The sequence below is a fragment of the Rhodococcus sp. IEGM 1409 genome (assembly GCF_030056735.1).
Classification (GTDB): Bacteria; Actinomycetota; Actinomycetes; order Mycobacteriales; family Mycobacteriaceae; genus Rhodococcus_F.
Map to the genome: position 1 here is coordinate 161,188 of NZ_JASHKN010000009.1, position 21,662 is coordinate 182,849.

A 21,662-nucleotide genomic window follows, 5' to 3' on the forward strand; every position below is an offset into this window, starting at 1 on the left:
CTGCTAGCCGAGCCCGTTCGCGGCGTTGGCCAACGCTCGAAGTTCACGTCGGAGGATCTTGCCAGTAGTGGTGAGCGGCAAACTGTCGATGAACGTGATCTCCCTGGGGTACTGGTAGAAAGCAAGGCGACTTTTCACGTGGGTCTGCAACTCCTGTCGGAGCTCTTCCGAGGAGTTCGATCCATCGGACAGTACGACAAAAGCGTGAACAGCCTCGCCGCGCAACGGATCCGGAACACCGATGACACCTGCCATGGCTACCTCGTCGTGCGAAAGCAGGCACTCTTCGATCTCTCCGGGGCCGATTCGGTACCCTGCGGACGAAATGACGTCATCGGCGCGCCCCTGGTACCAGAAGTTCCCGGCGTCATCGGTTCGCCCCAGATCACCGGTGTGAATCCAACCGTCGTACACCTTTTCATCGGTCTTCGACGGCTGGTTCCAATAGCCGAGGAACTGTCCGGGATTGCCTGCCTTCACACAGATCTCACCTACCTGACCTACCTCGACCGGCTCGCCGAACGGATCGAGGAGGGTGACCTCGAAGCCAGGAAAAGCGCGACCCATCGAGCCGCCGGCGGGACTCCACTTCGACCGCGACGTGCCGATGGTCAGATTCATTTCCGTCTGCCCGTAGAACTCGTTGGCAGCTACGCCGAGCGTGCTCGTAACCCATGCCTGCAGTGCGTCACCGAGGGCCTCGCCACCAGTTCCCAATGCCCGCAACTGAATACCACGCGCAGCAGTCTTGTCGACGCCGATGCTTCGCATCTGCTTGAGCGCAGTGGGCGGAATGAAGGCGCCCGTCACCTTGTGACGGCTCAGAATCTCGACCGCACGCGCCGGCGTGAATTTGTCGGGCGTCGCAACTACGGGACATCCCAACGCAAGTGCGGGAAACAGTACGTCGAACAGACCACCGATCCAGGCCCAGTCTGCGGGCGTCCAGAAGACGTCTCCCCGCTGCGGTGCATTGTCGAATGCCGTCCGCATACCGGGCATGTGCGCCAGAAGGATTCGGTGCCCATGGAGGGCGCCTTTCGGATTCCCGGTCGTTCCCGAGGTGTAGATGATGATGGCATGTGAATCGGGACCCGTGGCTGCCAGTTCAGTGCTTTCTGCGGCATCGTCGACGAGGCTGTGGAAATCGAGGATTTGCACGGGCGTCGATTCGGAGGGCTGATCGAGCCTTCCGACAACGACTACGGCTTCGAGACCCGGGATCTCATTGATTCCGTCAGCGACTCTTTCATAGCAGTCCTTGTCGACCACAAGAACTTTCGCGCCGGAGTCACGCATTCGATGCACCAATGCATCCGATCCGAACTTGACCGAGAGCGGAACGGTGACCATTCCGGATCGGAAGGCGCCCAGATGAGTCGCGAGAACCTCGATTCCCTGTGGGACCATCACACCGACGCGATCGCCTGAGGTCAGGCCGAAATCCGCGAGCACGGTTGCGAACTTTCGGCTTATCGTGGCGACTTCACCGAATGTGTACCGAGCCCAGTGTCCACCGGTGTCTACGACGAGGGCTAGATCATCGGGATTCTGCACCTCGACACATGCATGCGCGATGTTGAAGTGCTCTGGCACAGACCATTCGAAGTGTTCCGCCTCGAGGTCCTGCCACCAGGACAAGTGCGGCCCAGAGCTCACTGAGCACCCACTTCGAGACCGAGCGAATGCGTCGCGCCTACCAGGAAGGAGAAGTCACCCGAGAAGACAAGGTCTCCATCTTGGTTGACGAGTGAGCCCTTGGACGTCACGATCGCGGTCTCACCGTCCGAGCGAGGGCACACCGACAGCACTTCCGACACCGCATGCACCGAGTCACCCAGGTACGTCGGCCGGTGGAACCTGACTTGGTCAAGTCCGTAGAAACACTGGAGGTAACGAGGATCCAACTCCACGAGGCCGAGCAAGGTGGACAGCATGAGAGCGCCGTGGGCGATCTGGCGACCGAAGCGCGTTTGCTGTGCATAGTCGGGGTCGAGGTGAAGGGGATGACGGTCCCAAGTGAGGTCGGCGAAGCTTCGCACATAATCTTCGGTGACGACCCGCGGGTCCGTTACCGCGATGTCTCCGACAGAGATCTCTTCGAAACTCTTTGTGATCATTGAGGTTTCCTCTATTAGTTGACAACCGTGGAGCGTTGATCGACTGGCGGCAGATAGGCCCCGTTGTCATCGATGTACATGTCGCGGCTTCCTTCGTCGAGGTCCGAGTCACGGACGAAGTAGACGCTGATCAGCGAAATGACCGACAGGGAAGCGATATACACAGCGACCGCAAAGGATCCGCCGGTTGCGCGGACCAACATGGCAGCAACCATCGGCGCGATTGCACCACCCAAGAGCACACCGATTTGAAAAGCGATGGACGCTGCGCTGTACCGCACCCGAGCGTCGAACAATTCAGCGATGAACGTCGCCTGCGGCCCGTAGGAGATGCTGAGCATGAAGGCGCCGACGGCCAGTGCCCCGGTGGTGATCCAGAAGTTGCCGGTATCTATTGCGGCAAAGGCAACAAAGACCCACACACCCATGCCGGTGATGCCGACCATCAGGATCCGGCGTCGGCCGAATTTCTCGGACAGCTGGCCGAAGATCGGAATGAAGATGACCGCCACGAGTGCGGACACCATGACCGCGCCGAGCATGAGGTTTCCGGACAGCAGATCGAACTGGTCGGCATACGTCAGGCTGTAGGTGTTGAGGATGTAGAAGTAAGCGCCCGTGCTGATCATCGAACCTGCGGCAAGAATGATCTGACGAGGATAGTTCTTGAACGCGTCGACCATCGGAATCTTGACCGCGGTGTTCTGCTGCTTCACGCGAGCGAATGCGGGAGTCTCTTCCAACGCGGTGCGAATGTAGAGTCCGACTGCGACCAACGCGATGCTCAAGAGGAACGGAATTCTCCACCCCCACACCAGGAATTGGTCTCCGGTGAGCGCCTTGGTGCCGAACATGACGGCCGTCGCCAGCAGAAGACCGGCCGGCACACCGACCTGCGGCATGCTGCCGTAGAAGCCTCGGCGATTCTTCGGTGCGTATTCCACAGCAGTCAGAACTGCGCCGCCCCACTCACCGCCGACGCCGAAGCCTTGGATCAGCCTCAGCAATACAAGAAGAATCGGAGCCCATACACCGATCTGGTTGGACGTCGGAAGAACGCCGACCAGGAACGTCGCGGCTCCCATCAGAAGAAGTGCAAGAACCAAGACCTTCTTGCGTCCGATGCGGTCCCCGAAGTGGCCCATCACAACGCCACCGAGCGGCCGCGCCAGGAAGCCGACCGCAAAGGTGGCGAAGGAGAGAATCGTCGCGAGTGCGGGATCTGCGCCCGAAAAGAACAGCGGCGCAAAGACCAAAGCTGCGGAGGCGCCGTAGATCTGAAAGTCGTACCACTCGATCGTGGTGCCGACCAGAACTGATCCGGCCACCCGCCGCAGGGCTGGCCTGTCGACAGTTGCGGGAGATGGGGGATTCGCGTCGTTCATGTCATTGCTCCTTGTATGGAGTGCCCTGTTAGCTCGCGCACCGAGAGGGAGGCTCGACTAGGACACTATGCAGTGACCCAAGGCACAGTCAAGCTTTTTTCAATCGATCGATTGATGAATCGAATTGCAATTGACCAGTACACAGATAGCTATCAATCAATTGATTGGCGACCAGTCGATTTCGGCGGCGATGCTAGCATGATTGGGCAACCAACCGAAATGAGGATCATGGACCTGGGGCGCGTACAACGGGCGGCAGTCACGCTGTTCGCGACGAAAGGGTTCGCCGCCACCGGCATTCGTGAACTCGGAGCAGAAGCCGGCATCAACTCGGCAACGCTTTACCACTACGTCGGCAGCAAAGAGTCTCTGTTGGCTTCGATCATTCGGTCGTGCCTCGACGAGTTGACGCAGTCGGGAGAGCGGGCAATGCGCCGCAGCGCCGATCCCGTAGTCCAGCTCGCCGGCCTGGTGTCGTCCCACGTCGGCATTACCGCCGTCAACCAACTGACTGCCCGCGTTGCCGAGTACGAGATGCGCGGGTTGACCGGCGACAACCGCATCGAGTTGCAGACGCTACGCGACGAGTACGAGCTTCTTTTCGGACAGATCCTCGAACGCGGCCAACGCGTGGGTGCCTTCGACATCGAAGATCTTGCATTGAGCCGACTCGCGATACTCGAGATGTGCACCGGGGTCGCGCATTGGTACCGGCCCGGTGGGCGTCTCGAGCTGGAAGATGTCCAGCGATTCTTCGTCAGCACCACGTGCAAGCTTCTGTCGGTTCCGTCCGACGAACTGCACGGTGTGGAATTCATTCACGACGTTCGAAAGCTGGACAGCGAACCCGAGACTCAGTCCTCCGAAGTTTGGGGTACCCACGCACAGAGCGACTTCGTACGCCAGCCCGAACTGTAATCACACCACAACTCCCGGGCTCTGGTACGAACTGAACATGCAACTACCCGCGGACAGTCATGTTCACAGCGAGTGGTCGTGGGACACCGGCGGACCACAGTCCGACGCTTCCGGGCGAATGCAACAGACTTGCGCGCGTGCCGAAGCAATCGGATTGCCGGCGTTGGTGTTCACCGAGCATCTCGACTTCGACGACCGTTGGCGCACAACCGCCGCAGACCTGCTGCCCCACCAACGCCACCTCCTCACCGCTGACGGCTACCTTCACGCACCGATCCTCGACATCGACGGCTATCTCGACAGCATCGACCGATGCCGACACCGTTTTCCTGAATTGCAGATTCTCACCGGAGTCGAGTTCGGACAACCGAACCTGCACGAAGCGCAAGCGGCGCAATTCCTCGATCTCGGCGGCATCGACCGAGTATTGGGTTCCTTGCACACGCTCGAAGTCGGCGAAGATCGGAGTGAACCGAACACTCTGTTCCGAATTTGGGGCGCTGACGAGGTGATGTGGGCGTACCTGGAAGAGATTCCGCGCATGGTCGCGGGTTCCCGCGTCTTCGAAGTGTTCACCCACATCGACTACGCGGTGCGCGCATGGCCGACCGAAAGCGCCGGACCTTTCGATCCCCACCGATTCGAAGACGGATTCCGAAATGCCATGCGCGCCATCGCCGACAGCGGCCGGGCCCTTGAGATGAATACGCGTCGGCTCTGGCCCTGGATACCCCAGTGGTGGAGCGCAGAGGGAGGCAAAGCGGTGACATTCGGAAGCGATGCCCATGTGCCCGAAGCTCTGGCAGCCAACTTCCCGGAAGCAACAGCGATGCTCGAGCACTACGGATTCCGTTCAGGTAAAAGGCCCGAAGACTATTGGACTCGCTGATCTATATGATCCGCCAGGCCGATATTTCCGTGAGCACGGGTTGTCGGAGACGGATCAACCCGCAATAGTCGACGGATGGATCGGTACAAGATCACGATGCCCGACGGCTCTTCGACGGAGGAACCTTTCAACTCCGACAAGGAAGCAATCACTTGCGCAGTGGATGCCAACCGGGGAGTCAGCAAGAACCTCGTAGTCGAGAAATATACGGCCGCCGGTCATCTGGTTCCAACCGCGCAGGCACCCGCGAAACATACGGGTCGTCACAAGAAGAACCGTTCGAAAAGTTGAATACTCGACTAGTTCACAACTCTCGAACTCGGTGTGTGACGACCGGATGCGTGACGCAGAAGTAGTTGGATCGCGTGCTCGACAGTTGCTCCCAGGACGGCTTCGGGGCCGCCGGAGAAAACCCGCTTCTCCGTTTCAGCGGTCCCATGGTCGACGACTCCGAACCAGACAGTTCCGGGTGGATCGTTCTCCTGGGTATCCGGTCCGGCTTCGCCGGTGACGGCCAGCGTCAAAGTCGCACCCATCAGCGTGGCAGTGCTGTGTGCCATGACCCGGGCAGCCTCCTCGCAGACCACTGGCCCGTCAGGAACATGAAGTAGGGAATGCTTGACCGCTCGGGTGTACGCGACGATCCCACCACAAAACCACGATCCGGCGTTCGGCGCCTTCCCCAGGTGCGCGGCGATGTTCCCGGCAGTCAGCGATTCCGCCGTGGCGACTGTGAGGCCGCGCTCTTCGACCAAGGTAGCCAGCCGACTGCACAGCGCGTCGAGGTCCTTGTCCGACGGAAGCGCGGGGCGTGGATCGTCGTTCATATGTTGTCCCTCGGGCCGTGTGATCGACACAAGCTGGCCTAAGCAGCAAGATGATCGATGCAGCAGGAATGCACGTCCTACGCACCGCCGTGAACGTGCAACACGATGGATCTGTCAGATCATCACGTTTTCTTGTCTTCGCTCCTCCCTACGCCGGTTTGATGTGCCGGCCCCACTCCGCTTTCGCTGGAAGCCGATTCAGTCGTCTCCGCGGCGGGTTGCTCGTCTGCAGGGGATGCAGTTCGTCCTCCGGGAGTCTCTTCCGCCGGTGGTGCCTTGAACTCAGAATCGACGACAGGTTCGCCGGCCCCTCCCGTATTCGGTCCACCAGAACTCTCAGCCGCCTTGAAGGCCGACTTCTTTGCGGCCTCCTGGCGTCCCTCGTAGGGCGGCACAGTCGGTTCGGATGCGGTGGGCTCGGCGGGAGTTGTCGCGGTTCCTTCTACCCCCGAGATCGTCACCTCGTCGTCGAACGAGCCGGAAGGGCGATCTACCGGACCGCCTCCGGGTTCATCCGAGCCCGTGCCTCGGGAGCCCGGGGCTCCACGCGCAGACTGAGGTTCTTCGGACGCCCGTTCGCCAGATTCGTTTTTCATGACCAACCCTTCGCCAGTATGCAACTCGCGACGCGACCTACAGACGGGATGATTTCTGCACGGGGGAGTCGACAAGTCCTCATTTCCAGTGAACTCGGCACAAAATTGGAAGTCAACGCCTCCCCGTTGCCTACATCTCACTGCTCCCGTGCGAACTGCACCCTTCGAAAGTGCGTCGGGCACATTCGTCGATCACATCAGCCACACGTGACCGACGCGCGAGTTGACGGCGCTGCACGATCGCCCCGTTTCCATTGCTGAAGACCTTGTCCAAGGAAGCCGTGACCTGCTCGAACTCGCCGAATGCGGTCAGAGCAGGTTCGACATGATCCACCAATCGCCGAACTGCCTGGTGGGCGGTCAGCAAACGCACGGATTGCACGTCCAGCGACCTCCCGTCGAGTCCGTCGCGTGCCGCCCGCCAGCAAGCCGCCCGGAGTAACTCATGATCCACAGCGGGCGCCGCCTCACCTTTGGTGATCGCGGCGGATGCGGTGCCGACAAGGGCCTGTACCAGCGTGGCCAGAGTCAGCGTCTCCTCGACGGTGGCAGGCACGTCGCTGATCCGAATCTCCACGGTGGGAAGGTGATCCGACATGCGCACGTCCCAATAGACCATGTGTGGATCGAGAATGACCCCTGTCTCCAGCATCGCTGCAACAGCATCTTCGTAGTGCCCCACGGACTCGAAGTAGGGTGGCGGGCCCGAACTGGGCCATCTGCCGAACAGAACGTAACGCCAACTCGCATAGCCGGTATCGCGTCCGCCGCTGATCGGGGAGTTCGCCGTCAACGCCAGCAAGGTCGGTAACCATGGGCGCAGATGATTGACGATCTGGACCGATCGTTCTCGATCTTCCACACCCACATGAATGTGGCATCCACACATCACACCTTCGGTGATCACACCGAATTGACCGGCCATTCGCTGATATCGCGACTTCTGAGTGATCTCGTCGACCGGCGGATCGTAGAACGGCGTCCCGACTGCGATGAGTTGACAACCCACGCGAGCAGCGGCGTCGGCGGTGACGGCACGAGATTCACAGAGTTGATCACGAAGATCACGAATATGACTTCCGATCGAAGTGGACGTCTCCACCTGACAGCGTGTGAGTTCGAGTTGCAGCGAGATACCGAGTTCTCGCCCGGCGGCCGCAACTTCGACGTTACGCAGACTGGGATGCCCAGTCTGCGGATCGCAGAGCAAGAACTCTTCCTCCACACCGAGAGTCGGTGTACCTACGGAGAACAGGTCGGGAGTCGGCTTCGTATTCATAGGACTTCCTTGCACCGGTGTTCCTCCACATCCGGTGCTTCGAGCCTACGACCTTCTCCGCCTTTTCGGCACTACTCGACCGGTTTCACCCACCCACCGATCGGGTAGTTGCCCTGTGAACCGACGACAAGCGGCAAATCGCAAGTCTTCACGAACTCAGGATGGAGTGTGCTGTGACCAACACGAGCGGGAGTTCACCGGTAGATGACGAACACACCAATCGATCGCACGTCGGGGAGGCAATCAGCGACGGCCGCAACTACCCCGGATACCTGCTGATCGGACTGGGCCTGGCAACACTCGGGTTGACCTTGGTGGCAGCGGGTTACGGATTTCGCGGATGGGCGATCATTGCCGGCATCGTCTGCGTGGTGTCCTTCATCGTCGGGACAGTGGTCATCTTGATGGAACACCGCCGGGTCAAGCGACTGGAAGGTCAGGAGCTCTTCGATCAAGAAGGTCACTGAACCGAACGCTGGAGTCGTATTCTGCACAAGCAGAATACGACTCAGTGATTACGGAGTTTCTCGATCAGCTCGCCCTTGTTCAGCTTCGAGTAGCCGCGCAGATCGAGTTCCTTCGCACGTTTCTTCAGATCGTCCACCGTCCGCTCCTCGTACGATGAGGACTGGCCACCGGACTTGGCGATGTTCGACCGCCCCCGGTTCGCGGCCGCATTGGAGATCCGGGCCGCTTTCTCCTTGGAATCGCCCTTTTCCCGTAGCTCTTCGTAGAGTTCTCGATCTTTGAGCTGAGGTTGTGAGTCCTTGGAAGCCACTGTTTCGTCCCTTCACTCGTCTTCACGCCGACGGTGTGGCCGAACTGCCAATTCGGCCACACCGCAAGTTCGAACGTACGTCGACCCTCAAGAGGTGGGCGGAACCTCGAAACGCCCCCACACGCGGTGCGTCTTCAGAAGCTGAGCCAGCGAGGCGAGGGCCCCTTCCGCGTCGGCATCGACGACGACTCCCAATGCAGACTCGTCGATGCCGGCAGCGGCCAGCGCGCTCATACTCTCGCCCCAACCACCAATCGCCTTACTGTGCCGGTACATTTCGTTCAGCAAAGTCTCCACCCGGGGATCCAACTTGCCCTCGCCGATCCGAGAGACGTCGCCGCTCAACAGGATTGCATCGAATTCGATCGAACGAGCTGTGAGGTAAGTCCGCTGCACCGTCACCGCGTCGTCGCCGTCCCCGATGGTTCCGCCGTGCGGGCCGAGGATCAGAGGCACCATCCCGGCGTCGAAGATCTTGTCTCGAACGCCGACAACCGTGTCGAGGTCGGAGTTCTCGTCGACCAGTAGTGCGATGATCCTTCCCTCGACGGGCCATTCCGCACCTAACTGGGACAGTGCAGGGCTGGGCTCCGGATCGCTCAACGGCTCCGTCGGTTCGGGAACCGGAAGGCCAAGCCCCTGTGCGACGATCGAAACGAGACCCGCGTCGATGTTCGCCAAGATGCCCAGATTCCGGGCCTTGATGTTCTCCTCGTAGCACTTCCCCAATTCGAAGGTATACGCCTGCGCGACGTGCTCCTGTTCGACAGGGGAGAGACTGCGATAGAAGAGTCGAGCTTGCGAGAAGTGATCGTCGAACGATGCCGGCGCCTGCCTCACCTTGCGCCCTGAAACTTCCTCGGGCACCTCGATATACGCAGCGCTGTCTGCCGAGGCCAAGAACGGGCAACCACCGTCCAACGAATTGGGATGGTACGGCGCGATCCCGGTATGCACACCGTCCTGGTGGAAGCCGTCGCGAAGCATGTCGTTGACGGGCGCGTGAGGACGGTTGATTGGGATCTGATCGAAATTAGGACCGCCGAGTCGCGTGATCTGGGTGTCGAGGTACGAGAACAAACGTGCCTGCAGGAGTCGATCGTTGGTGATGTCGACGCCCGGAACCAAGTGGCCTGGATGGAATGCCACCTGCTCGGTCTCGGCGAAGAAGTTGGTCGGATTGGCGTCGAGTGTCATCGTTCCGATGACCTGAACCGGCGCGAGTTCTTCGGGAACAATTTTGGTGGGATCCAAAAGATCTATGCCTTCGAACATTTCGTCTTCGGTATCAGGAAATACCTGCACCCCCAGATCCCAGGACGGATATGCGCCTGCCTCGATGGCGTCGGCAAGATCGCGTCGGTGGAAGTCTGGATCCACACCACCTGCGATCTGAGCTTCCTCCCACACGAGTGAATGCACTCCGGCTGCCGGCTTCCAGTGGAATTTCACAAGATTCGTCTCGCCGTCGGCGTTCACGAGCCTGAATGTGTGAATGCCGAAGCCCTCCATCATGCGATAGGAGCGCGGGATGCCTCGATCGGACATGTTCCACAATGTGTGCGCGGTGGCTTCGGTGTGCAGCGACACGAAGTCCCAGAAGGTGTCGTGAGCGCTCTGTGCCTGCGGAATCTCGCGGTCCGGGTGGGGTTTCGCGGCATGGATGATGTCAGGGAATTTGATTCCGTCCTGGATGAAGAACACCGGGATGTTGTTGCCCACCAGATCGAAGACACCTTCATCGGTGTAGAACTTTGTGGCGAAGCCGCGTGTGTCACGTACGGTGTCCGCCGAACCGCGTGAACCCAGAACCGTCGAGAACCGCACGAATACCGGGGTTCGGGCACCTGAAGCGAAAACCGAAGCTTTACAGATGTTTTCGGCTGCGCCGTTTGCCAGGAACGTACCGTGTGCGGCCGCGCCGCGAGCGTGGACGACTCGCTCCGGAATTCGCTCGTGATCGAAATGCGTGATCTTCTCACGAAGGTGGTGGTCTTGAAGAAGAGTCGGGCCCCGCTCACCCGCAGTGAGTGAGTGGTCGGTCTCGTAGAGTCGTGTTCCGGTTGCGGTGGTGAGGTACTCACCCCGCTGGCCGCGACCGTTTCCCTTCACCTTCCCCTCGGCACCCGCTACGGTACGCACCTCCGGTTGCCTCTGATCGTCCTTGGGAGGCAACGGCTGTCGAGGCTTGACCGGCTCTGTCAGGTCCGGCGTTTTCGGGGCCGGTACACCTGGGACGGACTGGGATGAAGGCATCGAACAGCTCCTCTTGATCATGATGCTGGGCGCACGAATTCTGTTACGCCGTAAGAAAGTAGAGATTTCAATCTGAACACGAAGCCACGACTCACCCCCGGGCTGGGGTCAATTCCAGGCCGAGGGTGACGAGTGCGTCGGGGCTATTGCTCGGACTTCTGCCGCGCTTCGTCTGCAGCAGCTTCCGCGCGAGCCTTCTCGGCTTCTGCCTCTTTCTTCGCGACCTCCCGCTGGCTCTCCGCCTTGTCCTGCTGGGCGCGGCCCTCTCGGGTCAAACTGTCGTTCCCGGAGACCGCACCAACGGCTTCCTTGGCCTTGCCCTTGACGTCCTCTACGACGCCTTTGATGCCCTCGCTGGGGCCGCTCTTGTCGTCTGTCACGTTGTTCCTCCAGGTCGTTTCGGATTCGCGCTCGAGATTCCTGCCGCGCAGGATTCCCACACAAGAAGCCCTACCCGGTCGAAATTCGCATAAACATCCGTGCACGGACAAGGCGCGGAGCATGACCCCCAGTAGTCGAACTACGACGTTGTTTCAACCTGTGCCGCTTCGGGCGCGAACGGCGACGCTCGAGGAACAATCGTCGTCACCAGTTGTTGCACCAGTTCGAATTTCGAACCAGCGGTATTCATATCGCCGATCTTCCTGATCTACGTATTCCTTCAGCGCTACGTGCGCGACGCATTCAGTCGGGCCTCGAGTAGCAATCAGCAGTCTCAGACACTGTCGACCGGGCACAGGAATTGGCGGGACTCGTTCCAGAAGGGGAAGAGGTCGGTGGTTGTGGCCGCAGGGTTGTCGATCCCGGCGAGATTGTAGAAATCCAGAATCGTCCGGCCAGCGGTTGCGCTGACCTCGCATGCCTGCAAGCTCAGCTTCGCCTCCGCCACGAAGCCGATGTTGCGGGCGAAAGGTCCGAGAGTCCCGGCATTGACAAAACTCTCGAGGTTTTGTCCCCACTGGTTGTAGTCCGACTGCAAAGCAAAGCTGCATGTTTCACCGAACAAATCGGTGCAGGTTGTCGGCTTCCCACCGATCGTGTGAACCGTATCGGCCAGCTCGTGCGAAGTGCCTTCGCGAGGTGACCCGGAAAAGAACAGCAACACCGCGACGGCCAGGGCACACACCAGCAGGATGCTCACAGCGGTTGCCAGTATCGCCTTCACAATCCCTCGCTCCACGTAAGTTCATGAGGGCGACCGATTTTGGAATACCGGCCACCTGTCTGTACCCGTGGCATTCGGGGGCCAAACAAAGACAAGGCAGAGCGCCTTTACATCGATGGTTCGACGAGAGATTGTGGCGGGGGCTGCGGGTGGATTTCGGGGCGATCAACGCTCCCTTCCACTATCAATATATAGCCCACCGGGGGGCTTGCGGCAAGGCCCGGGTAGTGCCGCAGAATGGCTCTTCCGATCCCGCACGACCGACTACGGGATCGGAACAGCCAGCGGAAGTGAGGGCATGTGCCAACTCAGGGATACGAAGACGAACTGCAATCCGAGCGGAAACTATGTGGAGGGGCTCTACGCGCGGCTCGACGCCGAACGGGCCCGAGTCAAGGGTCGGTACAGCACCGCTCTGCGCGGAAACGGCGAAGCACTCATGGAACGCGATGCAGAGGTACGCGCGCTTGCCAAAGAGGTGAAAAGGCTGGATGTAGCCGACAACGGACTGTGTTTCGGCCGGTTGGACTCGCTGTCCGGTGAGACTTCGTACATCGGACGGATCGGCCTTCTGGACGCGGACGACGACTTCGAACCGGTACTGCTCGATTGGCGGGCGCCGGCCTCTCGCCCGTTCTACGTCGCCACCGCTGCGAACCCGGAGAACATGCGTCGACGCCGTCAGTTCCACACACGCAGTCGACGCGTGGTCGATTTCACCGACGAGGTACTCGGGCGGCTCGAGGGTGGTGAACGCGACGCCCGCGGGGACTCCGCCCTGCTCGCGGCGGTCAACGCACCGCGAGGTGAGGGCATGCGGGACATCGTGGCCACGATCCAGGCCGAGCAGGACGACATCGTCCGTCTCGAGCACCCTGGAGTGTTGGTGATCGAGGGTGGCCCTGGCACCGGGAAGACCGTCGTCGCCTTGCACCGCGTCGCCTATCTTCTCTACACACAGCGAGAGCGTATGGAACGTCACGGAGTTCTCGTAGTCGGGCCCAACCCGGCATTCTTGAACCACATCGGCCGCGTACTGCCGTCACTCGGCGAGTCCGATGTGGTGTTCATGACCACGGGTGATCTTGTCCCCGGCCTACACGTCACCGCCGAGGACACCCCGGACGCCGCTGAACTCAAGGGTTCGCTGAAGATCCTGGACGTGCTCAGCGCGGCGATCGCCGATCGGCAGCGACTGCCCGAGAGCCCACTGTCGATCGACCTGGCAGACGTCACAGTGCGGATCGACGCCGAAACCACGGAGTGGGCCCGAGAAGAAGCCCGCGCGAGCATGCTCCCCCACAACGACGCTCGCACGGTGTTCACCGAAGTCCTCACCTGGGCACTGACCGAACGGGCGATAGCGCGTATCGGAAAGGGATGGTTGACCCGCAGTGACCGTGAAGCGTGGGAGCAAGTGCGCGCAGATCTGACCGCAGAGTTGGCGGAGAATGACGCGTTTGCCGCAGCGCTCGACGCACTCTGGCCGATCCTGACACCGAAAGACTTACTGACACAGCTGTTTACTTCTTCAGAACGCCTACGCATGGCAGGCACAGACGGGGCACTGATGCGCCGAGAGGGCGATGCCTGGACCGTGTCCGACGTTCCGCTTCTCGACGAATTGGTGGACATGCTCGGCCGGGACAAGCCCGTGGATCAGAGCGCCGAACGCGAACGCCAGGACGAGGCCGCGTATGCGGCGGGCGTGCTGGACATGATGATCAGTCGCGAAGACCTGATGGACGACGAAGACCATCTTCTCGCCCAGGACATGCTGTACGCCGAGGACCTGGCAGACCGTTTCGTCGAACGTGACACCCGGGAACTCTCCGAACGCGCTGCTGCAGACAGAGACTGGACGTACCGGCATATCGTCGTCGACGAGGCACAAGAACTGTCCGAGATGGACTGGCGGGTCCTGATGCGCCGTTGCCCGGACCGGTCCTTTACGGTGGTAGGCGATCTCGCGCAACGACGTTCCCCCGCAGGTGCCCGCTCGTGGGCGACGATGATGGAGCCGTACGTCCCCGGTCGCTGGATCTACCGATCACTGTCGGTGAACTACCGCACTCCGGCCGAGATCATGAGCGTCGCCGCCGCATTGCTCGCCGAGTTCGCGCCGGGAGTCCAACCACCCGAGTCCGTCCGCGCCTGCGGGGTTCAACCGTGGTCAAGACAAATCTCCGCCGACGAACTAGCCTCCGCCGTCGACGAATTCAATCAGGACGAGGACGGACGCGAAGGTACGAGCATCATCATCGGGCCTGCGGATGTGCCGGGCGCTGTGCCGGTTTCGGAAACGAAGGGCTTGGAATTCGATGCCGTGCTTGTCGTGGAACCGGAGCGGATCATTGCCGACGGCCCGCGCGGTGCGTCGGAGCTCTATGTCGCCCTCACCCGCGCCACCCAACGTCTCGGCGTCTTGCACGAGGGTCCGTTGCCGCAGGCCCTGACCGGACTCGTCCAGGTCGGGACGGCAAGGTCACCGCAATCGTTCGCGACGAGCGATCGTGCTGTGTAGGCCTGCGGCCGCAGCGCGCACGTAGGACACTTGGCTCTCGGGGACGAAGCGGCTGGTGGGACCGGTGACGCTGATGGCGGCAACGGGTTTGTCGTTGACACCGAATACCGGTGCCGCAACACACGCAAGACCCGGCGCCGATTCCTCGCGCTCGAACGCAATGCCGGTCTCGACCACTCTGTTCAGTTGGGTGTTGAGAATGCCGGGCGCGACAATCGTGTGCGGGGTTCGGCGCGTCATCGGTTCCGACAACACTTCGCGGCGAAATTCGTTGTCGGAGAAAGCAAGGAGCGCCTTTCCGATTGCGGTGCAATACAGCGGTATCCGGCCGCCGGTCCGAGAAGGGGAGTTGGCTTGTCGATGGCCGCCGATCTTCGCGACGTACACGACGTCGTGGCCGTCACGGACCCCCAGGTGAACTGTCTCGTGGGTCCGCTCGTACAAGTCCTGGAGGAAAGGCATTGCCATCTCGAGAAGACTGCGTTCGAGGGAGGCGAGCATGCCGAGTTCGAAGAGGCCGCCGCTGAGTCGGTAACCGCCGTCGAGTCGGTCGAGTAACCGGTTCGCGACCAGTTCGTTGGCCAGGCGGTGCACGGTTGCCTTGTGCAGACCCGTCCGCTGGACCAGGGCGGCCAGAGGCAACACGTGGTCGTCGGCCCGGAAGGCGCGCAGGATCGTCACCGCCTTGCCGAGCACGGTGTCGAGGTTTGCGCTGCCAGTCACCTGCCCAGCGTATCGCTGAGTGAGACAGTTCCCTGGCGCAATCTCGGTGCCGCGGCGAAAGTAGTGGCCATGAGCCAGCCCACGAATACCAGTACAGCTAGCGAGACCGACATCGCAGCTGCTGCGGACCGCCTCGCAGCCGCCATCGCGAGCGGTACTCCCTGCGCGCCAGTGCGCGATCTGATCGGCGCCGACGACCTCGTCGCCGCCTACGCCGTCCAGCGTCGCGTCGACGAAATCCGTCGGCAGGCGGGTGCCGTGGTCGTAGGCCGCAAGATCGGTTTGACCTCGGTGGCAGTCCAGCAGCAGCTCGGTGTCGACCAGCCCGACCTCGGTGTGCTGTACGCCGACATGGAGTTCCCGGCCGGCGGCGCCATCCCCATGAGTCGTTTGATCCAGCCCAAGGTCGAAGCGGAAGTGGCCTTCGTCCTCGGCGCCGACCTCGTGGACGGGCCACTGGACAGCGCCCAGGTTCGCGGCGCGATCGACTACGCCGTCGCCGCGATCGAGATCTGCGACAGCCGCATCGAGTCGTGGGACATCAAGTTCGGTGACACCGTCGCCGACAATGCGTCCTCGGGCGTCTACGTCCTGGGAACCGAACGCCGCACCCTCGACGAGGTGGAACCCGCCGGCGTCGTCATGTCGATGTCCGTCGACGGCACCGAGGTGTCCACCGGCGTCGGAACCGCCTGCCTGGGCGATCCGATCGAAGCCGTCGTCTGGCTCGCCCGCACGGCGCGCGAGTTGGGGCAGCCGCTGACCGCAGGCCAGGTGATCCTGTCCGGCGCACTCGGCCCCATGGCGCCGGTCACCGCGGGCAACGAAGTCACCGTGACCGTCTCCGGACTCGGTTCCGTCACCACCAGTTTTTCCAGCGAAGAGGACAACGCATGAGCAAGGTCAAGGTCGCGATCATCGGATCGGGCAACATCGGCACGGATCTCATGATCAAGGTGCTGCGGAACTCCGACTACCTGGAGATGGGCGCGATGGTCGGTATCGACCCCGCGTCGGACGGCCTCGCCCGCGCGGCGCGTCTGAACGTGCCGATCACGGCAGAAGGTGTCGAAGGCCTGGTCGGTCTGCCGAACTTCGACGAGATCGAGATCGTCTTCGACGCCACCTCGGCAAAGGCTCACGTCGCCAACAACGCGCGGTTGGCTCCCCTCGGCAAGCGCATGATCGACCTGACACCTGCCGCGATCGGACCGTACGTCGTACCGGCCGTCAACGCGGACGAGCACCTGGACGCACCCAACGTCAACATGGTGACGTGTGGCGGCCAGGCCACCATCCCGATGGTTGCCGCTGTTTCTCGGGTGGTTCCGGTGGCGTACGCGGAGATCGTCGCGTCCATCGCCTCCAAGTCGGCCGGTCCCGGAACGCGCGCCAACATCGACGAGTTCACCGAGACCACGTCCGAGGCGATCGTGGCAGTCGGCGGCGCTCGTCGCGGCAAGGCCATCATCATCCTCAACCCCGCTGAGCCGCCGCTCATCATGCGCGACACGGTCTTCTGCCTCGTCGACGCGCCGGATCCGGCTGTTCACGACGAGATCCGTCAGTCGATCGAGAAGATGGTCGGCGACGTCTCGGCATACGTCCCGGGCTACCGCCTCAAGCAGGAAGTCCAGATCACCGAGATCCCGGCCGACCAACCGGTCGAGACGTTGCTCGTCGACGGCAATCGCCCTACACACCAGGTGTCGGTGTTCCTCGAGGTCGAGGGCGCTGCACACTACCTGCCTGCGTACGCCGGCAATCTCGACATCATGACGTCCGCCGGAATGCAGATCGCGGAGCGCATCGCCCAGCAGAAGGAAGCAACCAAGTGAGCAACCGCAAGATCTTCGTCCAGGACGTCACCCTTCGTGACGGCATGCACGCTGTCCGCCACCGCATTTCGCCGACCGACGTCAAGCGGATCGTCACAGCTCTCGACGCTGCCGGCGTCGACGCGATCGAAGTTGCGCACGGTGACGGCCTCGCTGGTGGCTCGCTCAACTACGGTCCCGGCTCGAACACCGACTGGGAATGGATCGAAGCAGCAGCCGAGGTACTCGAGCACGCTCGCCTCACCACGCTGCTACTGCCCGGCGTCGGCACGATCAGTGAACTCAAGCATGCCTACGAACTGGGTGTACGCTCCGTTCGCGTTGCCACCCACTGCACCGAGGCCGACGTCTCCGCGCAGCACATCGAGACTGCCCGTGAAATCGGCATGGACGTCTCAGGCTTCCTGATGATGAGCCACATGGCACCGGCCGAGGAGTTGGCGAAGCAGGCCAAGCTGATGGAATCGTATGGCGCGCATTGCGTCTACGTCACCGACTCGGGTGGGCGCCTGGTGATGAACGACGTCGCGGATCGTGTTCGCGCATACCGCGACATCCTCGACGAGGGCACCGAAATCGGTATCCACGCCCATGAGAATCTCTCACTCTCGGTTGCCAATTCCGTTGTGGCCGTGCAGAACGGCGTCACCCGCGTCGATGCTTCGCTGGCCGGGCACGGCGCCGGTGCCGGTAACTGCCCCCTCGAAGCGTTCATCGCCGTCGCGAACATCGAGGAGTGGGAGCACGGCTGCGACCTGTTCGCGCTGCAGGATGCTGCCGACGACATCGTCCGTCCGCTGCAGGATCGGCCGGTCCGCGTCGATCGCGAAACCCTCACACTGGGCTACGCAGGCGTGTACTCGAGCTTCCTGCGCCACGCCGAGGCTGCGTCGGAGCGCTACGGAATCGACGTTCGCACACTGCTGCTCGAAGCCGGACGTCGTCGTCTGGTGGGTGGCCAGGAGGACATGATCGTCGACATCGCGCTCACCCTCGCAGCGCAGGCGGCAAAGGAAGCTGTCTGACGCGCTGACGAGTTCGCTGATACCCGAGTCCCGCTCCCGTCTCCGGACGGGGCGGGACTCTTTCACGCACAGGCCGGTGGTGACCTTTCGGTCGCCACCGGCCTGGGTTGAATGACTTACTTGGCGATGAAGTCGAGAATGTCTGCGTCCAAAGCCTTCTGGTAGTCGCCGTAGATTCCGTGCGGCGCACCCTTGTAGATCTTCAACGTGCCGTCCTTGACCAATTCGATTGCCTTGAGGGCGGCCGCGCCGATGGGAACGATCTGGTCGTCGTCACCCTGCGCAATGAAGACGGGAACGGTCAACGCCTTCAAGTCCTCGGTGAAGTCCGTCTCCGAGAACGCCTTGACACAGTCGTAGGCAGCTGCCAGATTGACCAGCATTCCCTGGCGCCAGAAATCGTCTTTCGCACCCTGGGACACGTTCGACCCTTCGCGATTTGCGCCGAAGAACGGCTCGGCGATGTCGCGATAGAACTGCGAACGGTCAGTGAGAACTCCGGAGCGGATGTCGTCGAACGCTTCGATCGGTGTGCCCTCCGGGTTGTTCTCCGACTTCACCATGATCGGCGGAACGGCGCCGGCGGTGATCACCTTGGCAACACGCCCTGCGCCGTGTTGCGCTGCGTACCGAACGACCTCGCCGCCTCCGGTCGAGTGACCGACGAGCGTCAGATCGTGGAGGTCGAGGGCCTCGACGAGTTCAGCCAGATCACGGGCATAGGTATCCATGTCGTTACCCTGATAGGTCTTCGAAGACCGGCCGTGGCCGCGACGGTCGTGTGCGATGGCACGGTAACCGGCGTCGGCGAGCACCTTGAGTTCCAACTGCCAGGCGTCCGAGGAAAGGGGCCAGCCGTGGCTGAGCAGCACAGGCCTTCCGGTGCCCTGTTCGGTGTAGTAGATCTCGGTTCCGTCGGAAGTGGTGATGTACGGCATGATGTCCTCCTGGGCGAAAGGTTCTCGGTGGGTAACAAGAACATTCGTCCACTTCGGGAGCGATGTCGTCGCTGCTGGCTTCCATTGTGGGGGGAGTGCTATCCGGGGATCCCACTACCGGCTAACTGGTAGTGGGATCGATTCGAACGGTAATGGTGGTGCCACCACCGACCGGGCTCGAGATCGTCAGAGTTCCCCCAACCGCGGCAACGCGGTCCTGCAGCCCGATCAGACCCGAACCGCTGTCGGCGTCTGCGCCCCCCTTGCCATCGTCACTGACGGTGAGATCCAGACGACCCTCTTGCGAGACGGCCGCGATCGTGACCACGGACGCGTCGGCATATTTCGCGGTGTTGGTGAGCGCTTCGGCTACAACGTAGTACGCCGCGACTTCCACGGAATCGGGTAGCCGGGTGACGATCTCGGCTGTGAGCGCGACCGGGATCGGACTGCGGCGAGCCAAAGTCTTCAGCGCCGGCGCGAGACCGCCGCGGGACAGGATGGCCGGGTGAATCCCTCGCGAGAGTTCACGAAGATCGGTATTGACTTGCGCCAGTGTTTCAACGGTGCGGTCCAAGCTGATTCGCAGCTCGTCGAACCCGTCGGGAACTGCGGCCTGAGCGCCGCGTAACTCCATCCCGAGAGAGACGATCCGCTGTTGCGCCCCGTCGTGCAGGTCACGTTCGATGGTTCGGCGGGCTTGATCGGCTGCAGCCACGACGCGCGCCCTGGACCGTGTGAGCTCGCGCCTGGTTTCACTGTTGTAGACCGCTGTTGCAAGCAGGTCTGCGAAGTCGGTCAACCAGTCCTCGACGTCACTCTCGAATACACGCCCCGTACCGCCGATGATTACAGCTCCCCACGTCCGGCCGTCGACGTTGATCGGTACCCCGATTCCCGTACGCAACCCGCGTCCGCGCAGCCGCTCCACGATCGCGCCTGTCGCAGTGGTGAAGTCGATGGCAGTCGGCGCACCCGTAGTCGCGACGATCGTGCAGACGTTGTATCCACCGACAGGGAAGCGTTCACCCGGGATCAAGCATTCTCCGGTTGTCGTATCGTCCCGCGCGGAAAGAATTGTGAAGTAGTCGTCGTCGTAACGCACGACGGACACGTGTTCGATGTCCAGTCCGTCGGCCAACTCCGCGGCGACAGCATGATGGACATCGTCGGGTTCGGCTCGCAAGGCAACAAGTGTCGCTACGCGTCGCAGTGAAGCCTGCTGACGCGCCAACGCGAGGGTCTGTTCGAGGAGTACCCCTCGATCTCGCACAGCGGCAAGCAGGGCCTCCAGCGACGGTACGATCCGTTCAACGCGGCGAGTATCGGCCTGGGTCAACTCTGCCGGTACAAGAAGCGAACCCGCGACACAGTCTCCGTCCCGTAGTACGATCCGCCTCTGCCCGGGCCCCACCGGGGCATCCGCGGGCCCTAACTTCGCATACGGCGCAGGCAGGTCGAGCACGGCCGACAATCGCGCGCTCGCGTCGTCAAGCGTCTCCACTACATTCGATGTCCGAAGCATCGTCCGAGCCAGCGCAGCCAACAGATCCGCCTCGCGACGACGCTGATCCGATTCCATGGCGCGAAGACGTGACTGACCGACGAGGACGTTGGTCAGCAAGGCCAGAACGAGAAAAACCACCACTGCCGGTACAAGACTTTCGCTGCTTTCGACGACGTGGATGTAGGCGTACGCGGCAGCGCTGGCAACCGACGTCGCAATTGACAGCCGAAATCCCCAGCCTGCCGATACGACGAGGACACCGAAGAGAAAAACAGCACCGAACGCGTTCTCGGGTGCAATCCGCTTCAACATCAGAACGAGAAGAATCTCCACGACAATCAAACCCGCAGCGAGGGCGATGCCCCAACCGAGTGGAGGAGCGCTCGGGCGCAGCACGGTCGTGACGAGACGGCTGCGCAACGGAACTGACGAAGTCATCGGACGCCCGGGTTTCCCGAGAAAGTACGGGTAGCGGTAATGCCGGGTGCGCCGAGCTCTGACAGCCTTGACAGGGTGAAGTCTTCCGACCGGAGCTGCCTCATCGTCGACGACAGCGATGCATTCTGCACCGCTGCACGACGAGTGCTCGAGGCTGCGGGCATGACGGTTGTCGGAACCGCATCCAGCCTCGGCACGGCCGTCACAGTGGCCGAAGCTACCCACCCCGACCTGGTCCTGGTGGACATCGACCTCGGTTTCGAAAGCGGTTTCGACGTGGTGGAGGTTCTCCACGCCGCCGGTTTGGCACCGACGCCGGCAATCATCCTTGTGTCGACACACGACGAAGAAGACTTCGCCGATCTTGTCGAATCGAGTTCAGCCATCGGATTCCTCTCGAAGTTCGATCTGTCCGCAGACTCGATTGCGCGGATTCTCTCGCGAGGGTGAGTGTGT

The 21,662-nt window shown here is 61.7% G+C and carries 19 protein-coding genes and 1 pseudogene; 8 read left to right on the forward strand and 12 right to left on the reverse strand.

Annotation, left to right across the window (positions count from 1 at the left end; genetic code table 11):
- Positions 1–3: 3 nt before the first annotated feature.
- The 3 genes from QM716_RS22395 to QM716_RS22405 form a co-directional block, all read right to left on the reverse strand.
- Positions 4–1,557 carry an AMP-binding protein gene (locus tag QM716_RS22395; protein WP_283306320.1) on the reverse strand — a complete coding sequence of 518 codons (1,554 nt, stop codon included), beginning with the start codon at positions 1,555–1,557 and terminating at the stop codon, positions 4–6.
- Between the two features lie 98 nt (positions 1,558–1,655).
- Positions 1,656–2,120, reverse strand: a complete 465-nt coding sequence (locus QM716_RS22400; protein WP_283306321.1) for a MaoC family dehydratase — start codon at positions 2,118–2,120, stop codon at positions 1,656–1,658.
- 14 nt (positions 2,121–2,134) lie between these two features.
- The gene (locus tag QM716_RS22405) at positions 2,135–3,505 is read right to left on the reverse strand and encodes an MFS transporter (protein ID WP_283306322.1); all 1,371 of its coding nucleotides are present in this window, start codon (positions 3,503–3,505) and stop codon (positions 2,135–2,137) included.
- A gap of 219 nt (positions 3,506–3,724) precedes the next feature.
- On the opposite strand from QM716_RS22405, the gene QM716_RS22410 reads away from it, so the two are divergent.
- Both QM716_RS22410 and QM716_RS22415 read left to right on the forward strand, forming a co-directional pair.
- Positions 3,725–4,423, forward strand: coding sequence for a TetR/AcrR family transcriptional regulator (locus QM716_RS22410; protein WP_283306323.1), 699 nt, complete (start codon positions 3,725–3,727; stop codon positions 4,421–4,423).
- Between the two features lie 37 nt (positions 4,424–4,460).
- Complete coding sequence (locus QM716_RS22415) at positions 4,461–5,312, forward strand: PHP domain-containing protein (protein ID WP_283306324.1); 852 nt, start codon at positions 4,461–4,463, stop codon at positions 5,310–5,312.
- 299 nt (positions 5,313–5,611) lie between these two features.
- Here the strand turns inward: QM716_RS22415 and QM716_RS22420 are convergent, their stop codons facing one another.
- Together QM716_RS22420 and QM716_RS22425 are read right to left on the reverse strand one after the other, a co-directional pair.
- Entirely contained in the window at positions 5,612–6,139 is a 528-nt protein-coding gene (locus QM716_RS22420) for a CinA family protein (RefSeq protein WP_283306325.1), read from the reverse strand.
- Positions 6,140–6,865: 726 nt separating this feature from the next.
- Positions 6,866–8,014, reverse strand: coding sequence for a glutamate--cysteine ligase 2 (locus QM716_RS22425; RefSeq protein WP_283306326.1), 1,149 nt, complete (start codon positions 8,012–8,014; stop codon positions 6,866–6,868).
- 161 nt (positions 8,015–8,175) lie between these two features.
- Here QM716_RS22425 and QM716_RS22430 point away from each other — a divergent pair, with 161 nt between their 5' ends.
- Positions 8,176–8,481, forward strand: a complete 306-nt coding sequence (locus QM716_RS22430; protein ID WP_283306328.1) for a hypothetical protein — start codon at positions 8,176–8,178, stop codon at positions 8,479–8,481.
- A 41-nt stretch (positions 8,482–8,522) separates the two neighbouring features.
- Here the strand turns inward: QM716_RS22430 and QM716_RS22435 are convergent, their stop codons facing one another.
- The 4 genes from QM716_RS22435 to QM716_RS22450 form a co-directional block, all read right to left on the reverse strand.
- Positions 8,523–8,792: a DUF7218 family protein gene (locus tag QM716_RS22435; protein ID WP_283306329.1), complete on the reverse strand. Its 270-nt coding sequence runs from the start codon at positions 8,790–8,792 to the stop codon at positions 8,523–8,525.
- Between the two features lie 87 nt (positions 8,793–8,879).
- Positions 8,880–11,048, reverse strand: coding sequence for a catalase (locus QM716_RS22440; protein WP_283306331.1), 2,169 nt, complete (start codon positions 11,046–11,048; stop codon positions 8,880–8,882).
- A 143-nt stretch (positions 11,049–11,191) separates the two neighbouring features.
- Complete coding sequence (gene mbp1, locus QM716_RS22445; RefSeq protein WP_283306332.1) at positions 11,192–11,428, reverse strand: microaggregate-binding protein 1; 237 nt, start codon at positions 11,426–11,428, stop codon at positions 11,192–11,194.
- Positions 11,429–11,763: 335 nt separating this feature from the next.
- Complete coding sequence (locus QM716_RS22450) at positions 11,764–12,213, reverse strand: hypothetical protein (RefSeq protein ID WP_283306333.1); 450 nt, start codon at positions 12,211–12,213, stop codon at positions 11,764–11,766.
- 300 nt (positions 12,214–12,513) lie between these two features.
- Here QM716_RS22450 and helR point away from each other — a divergent pair.
- A pseudogene (gene helR / locus QM716_RS22455) lies at positions 12,514–14,737 on the forward strand (RNA polymerase recycling motor ATPase HelR).
- On the opposite strand, the gene QM716_RS22460 reads toward helR, so the two are convergent.
- A complete protein-coding gene (locus QM716_RS22460) occupies positions 14,699–15,460 on the reverse strand; it encodes an IclR family transcriptional regulator (RefSeq protein WP_283306334.1) in 762 nt (253 codons plus the stop codon). The pseudogene helR and the gene QM716_RS22460 overlap by 39 nt on opposite strands.
- Positions 15,461–15,529: 69 nt before the next feature.
- Between QM716_RS22460 and QM716_RS22465 the strand changes: the two genes are divergently transcribed.
- The 3 genes from QM716_RS22465 to dmpG are packed head-to-tail and all read left to right on the forward strand — an operon-like array spanning position 15,530 to position 18,323.
- Complete coding sequence (locus QM716_RS22465) at positions 15,530–16,357, forward strand: 2-keto-4-pentenoate hydratase (RefSeq protein WP_064113555.1); 828 nt, start codon at positions 15,530–15,532, stop codon at positions 16,355–16,357.
- Complete coding sequence (locus QM716_RS22470; RefSeq protein WP_003943168.1) at positions 16,354–17,298, forward strand: acetaldehyde dehydrogenase (acetylating); 945 nt, start codon at positions 16,354–16,356, stop codon at positions 17,296–17,298. The genes QM716_RS22465 and QM716_RS22470 overlap by 4 nt, the downstream gene beginning before the upstream one ends.
- Entirely contained in the window at positions 17,295–18,323 is a 1,029-nt protein-coding gene (gene dmpG, locus QM716_RS22475) for a 4-hydroxy-2-oxovalerate aldolase (protein ID WP_283306336.1), read from the forward strand. The genes QM716_RS22470 and dmpG overlap by 4 nt, the downstream gene beginning before the upstream one ends.
- A gap of 116 nt (positions 18,324–18,439) precedes the next feature.
- Here dmpG and QM716_RS22480 read toward each other — a convergent pair whose 3' ends face one another.
- Positions 18,440–19,261, reverse strand: coding sequence for an alpha/beta fold hydrolase (locus QM716_RS22480; RefSeq protein ID WP_283306338.1), 822 nt, complete (start codon positions 19,259–19,261; stop codon positions 18,440–18,442).
- 121 nt (positions 19,262–19,382) lie between these two features.
- Positions 19,383–21,206 carry a GAF domain-containing sensor histidine kinase gene (locus QM716_RS22485; protein WP_283306340.1) on the reverse strand — a complete coding sequence of 608 codons (1,824 nt, stop codon included), beginning with the start codon at positions 21,204–21,206 and terminating at the stop codon, positions 19,383–19,385.
- A 75-nt stretch (positions 21,207–21,281) separates the two neighbouring features.
- Between QM716_RS22485 and QM716_RS22490 the strand changes: the two genes are divergently transcribed.
- Positions 21,282–21,656 (forward strand): response regulator, encoded by a 375-nt coding sequence (locus QM716_RS22490; RefSeq protein WP_349307362.1) that lies wholly within the window; start codon positions 21,282–21,284, stop codon positions 21,654–21,656.
- The last annotated feature ends 6 nt before the right edge of the window (positions 21,657–21,662 follow it).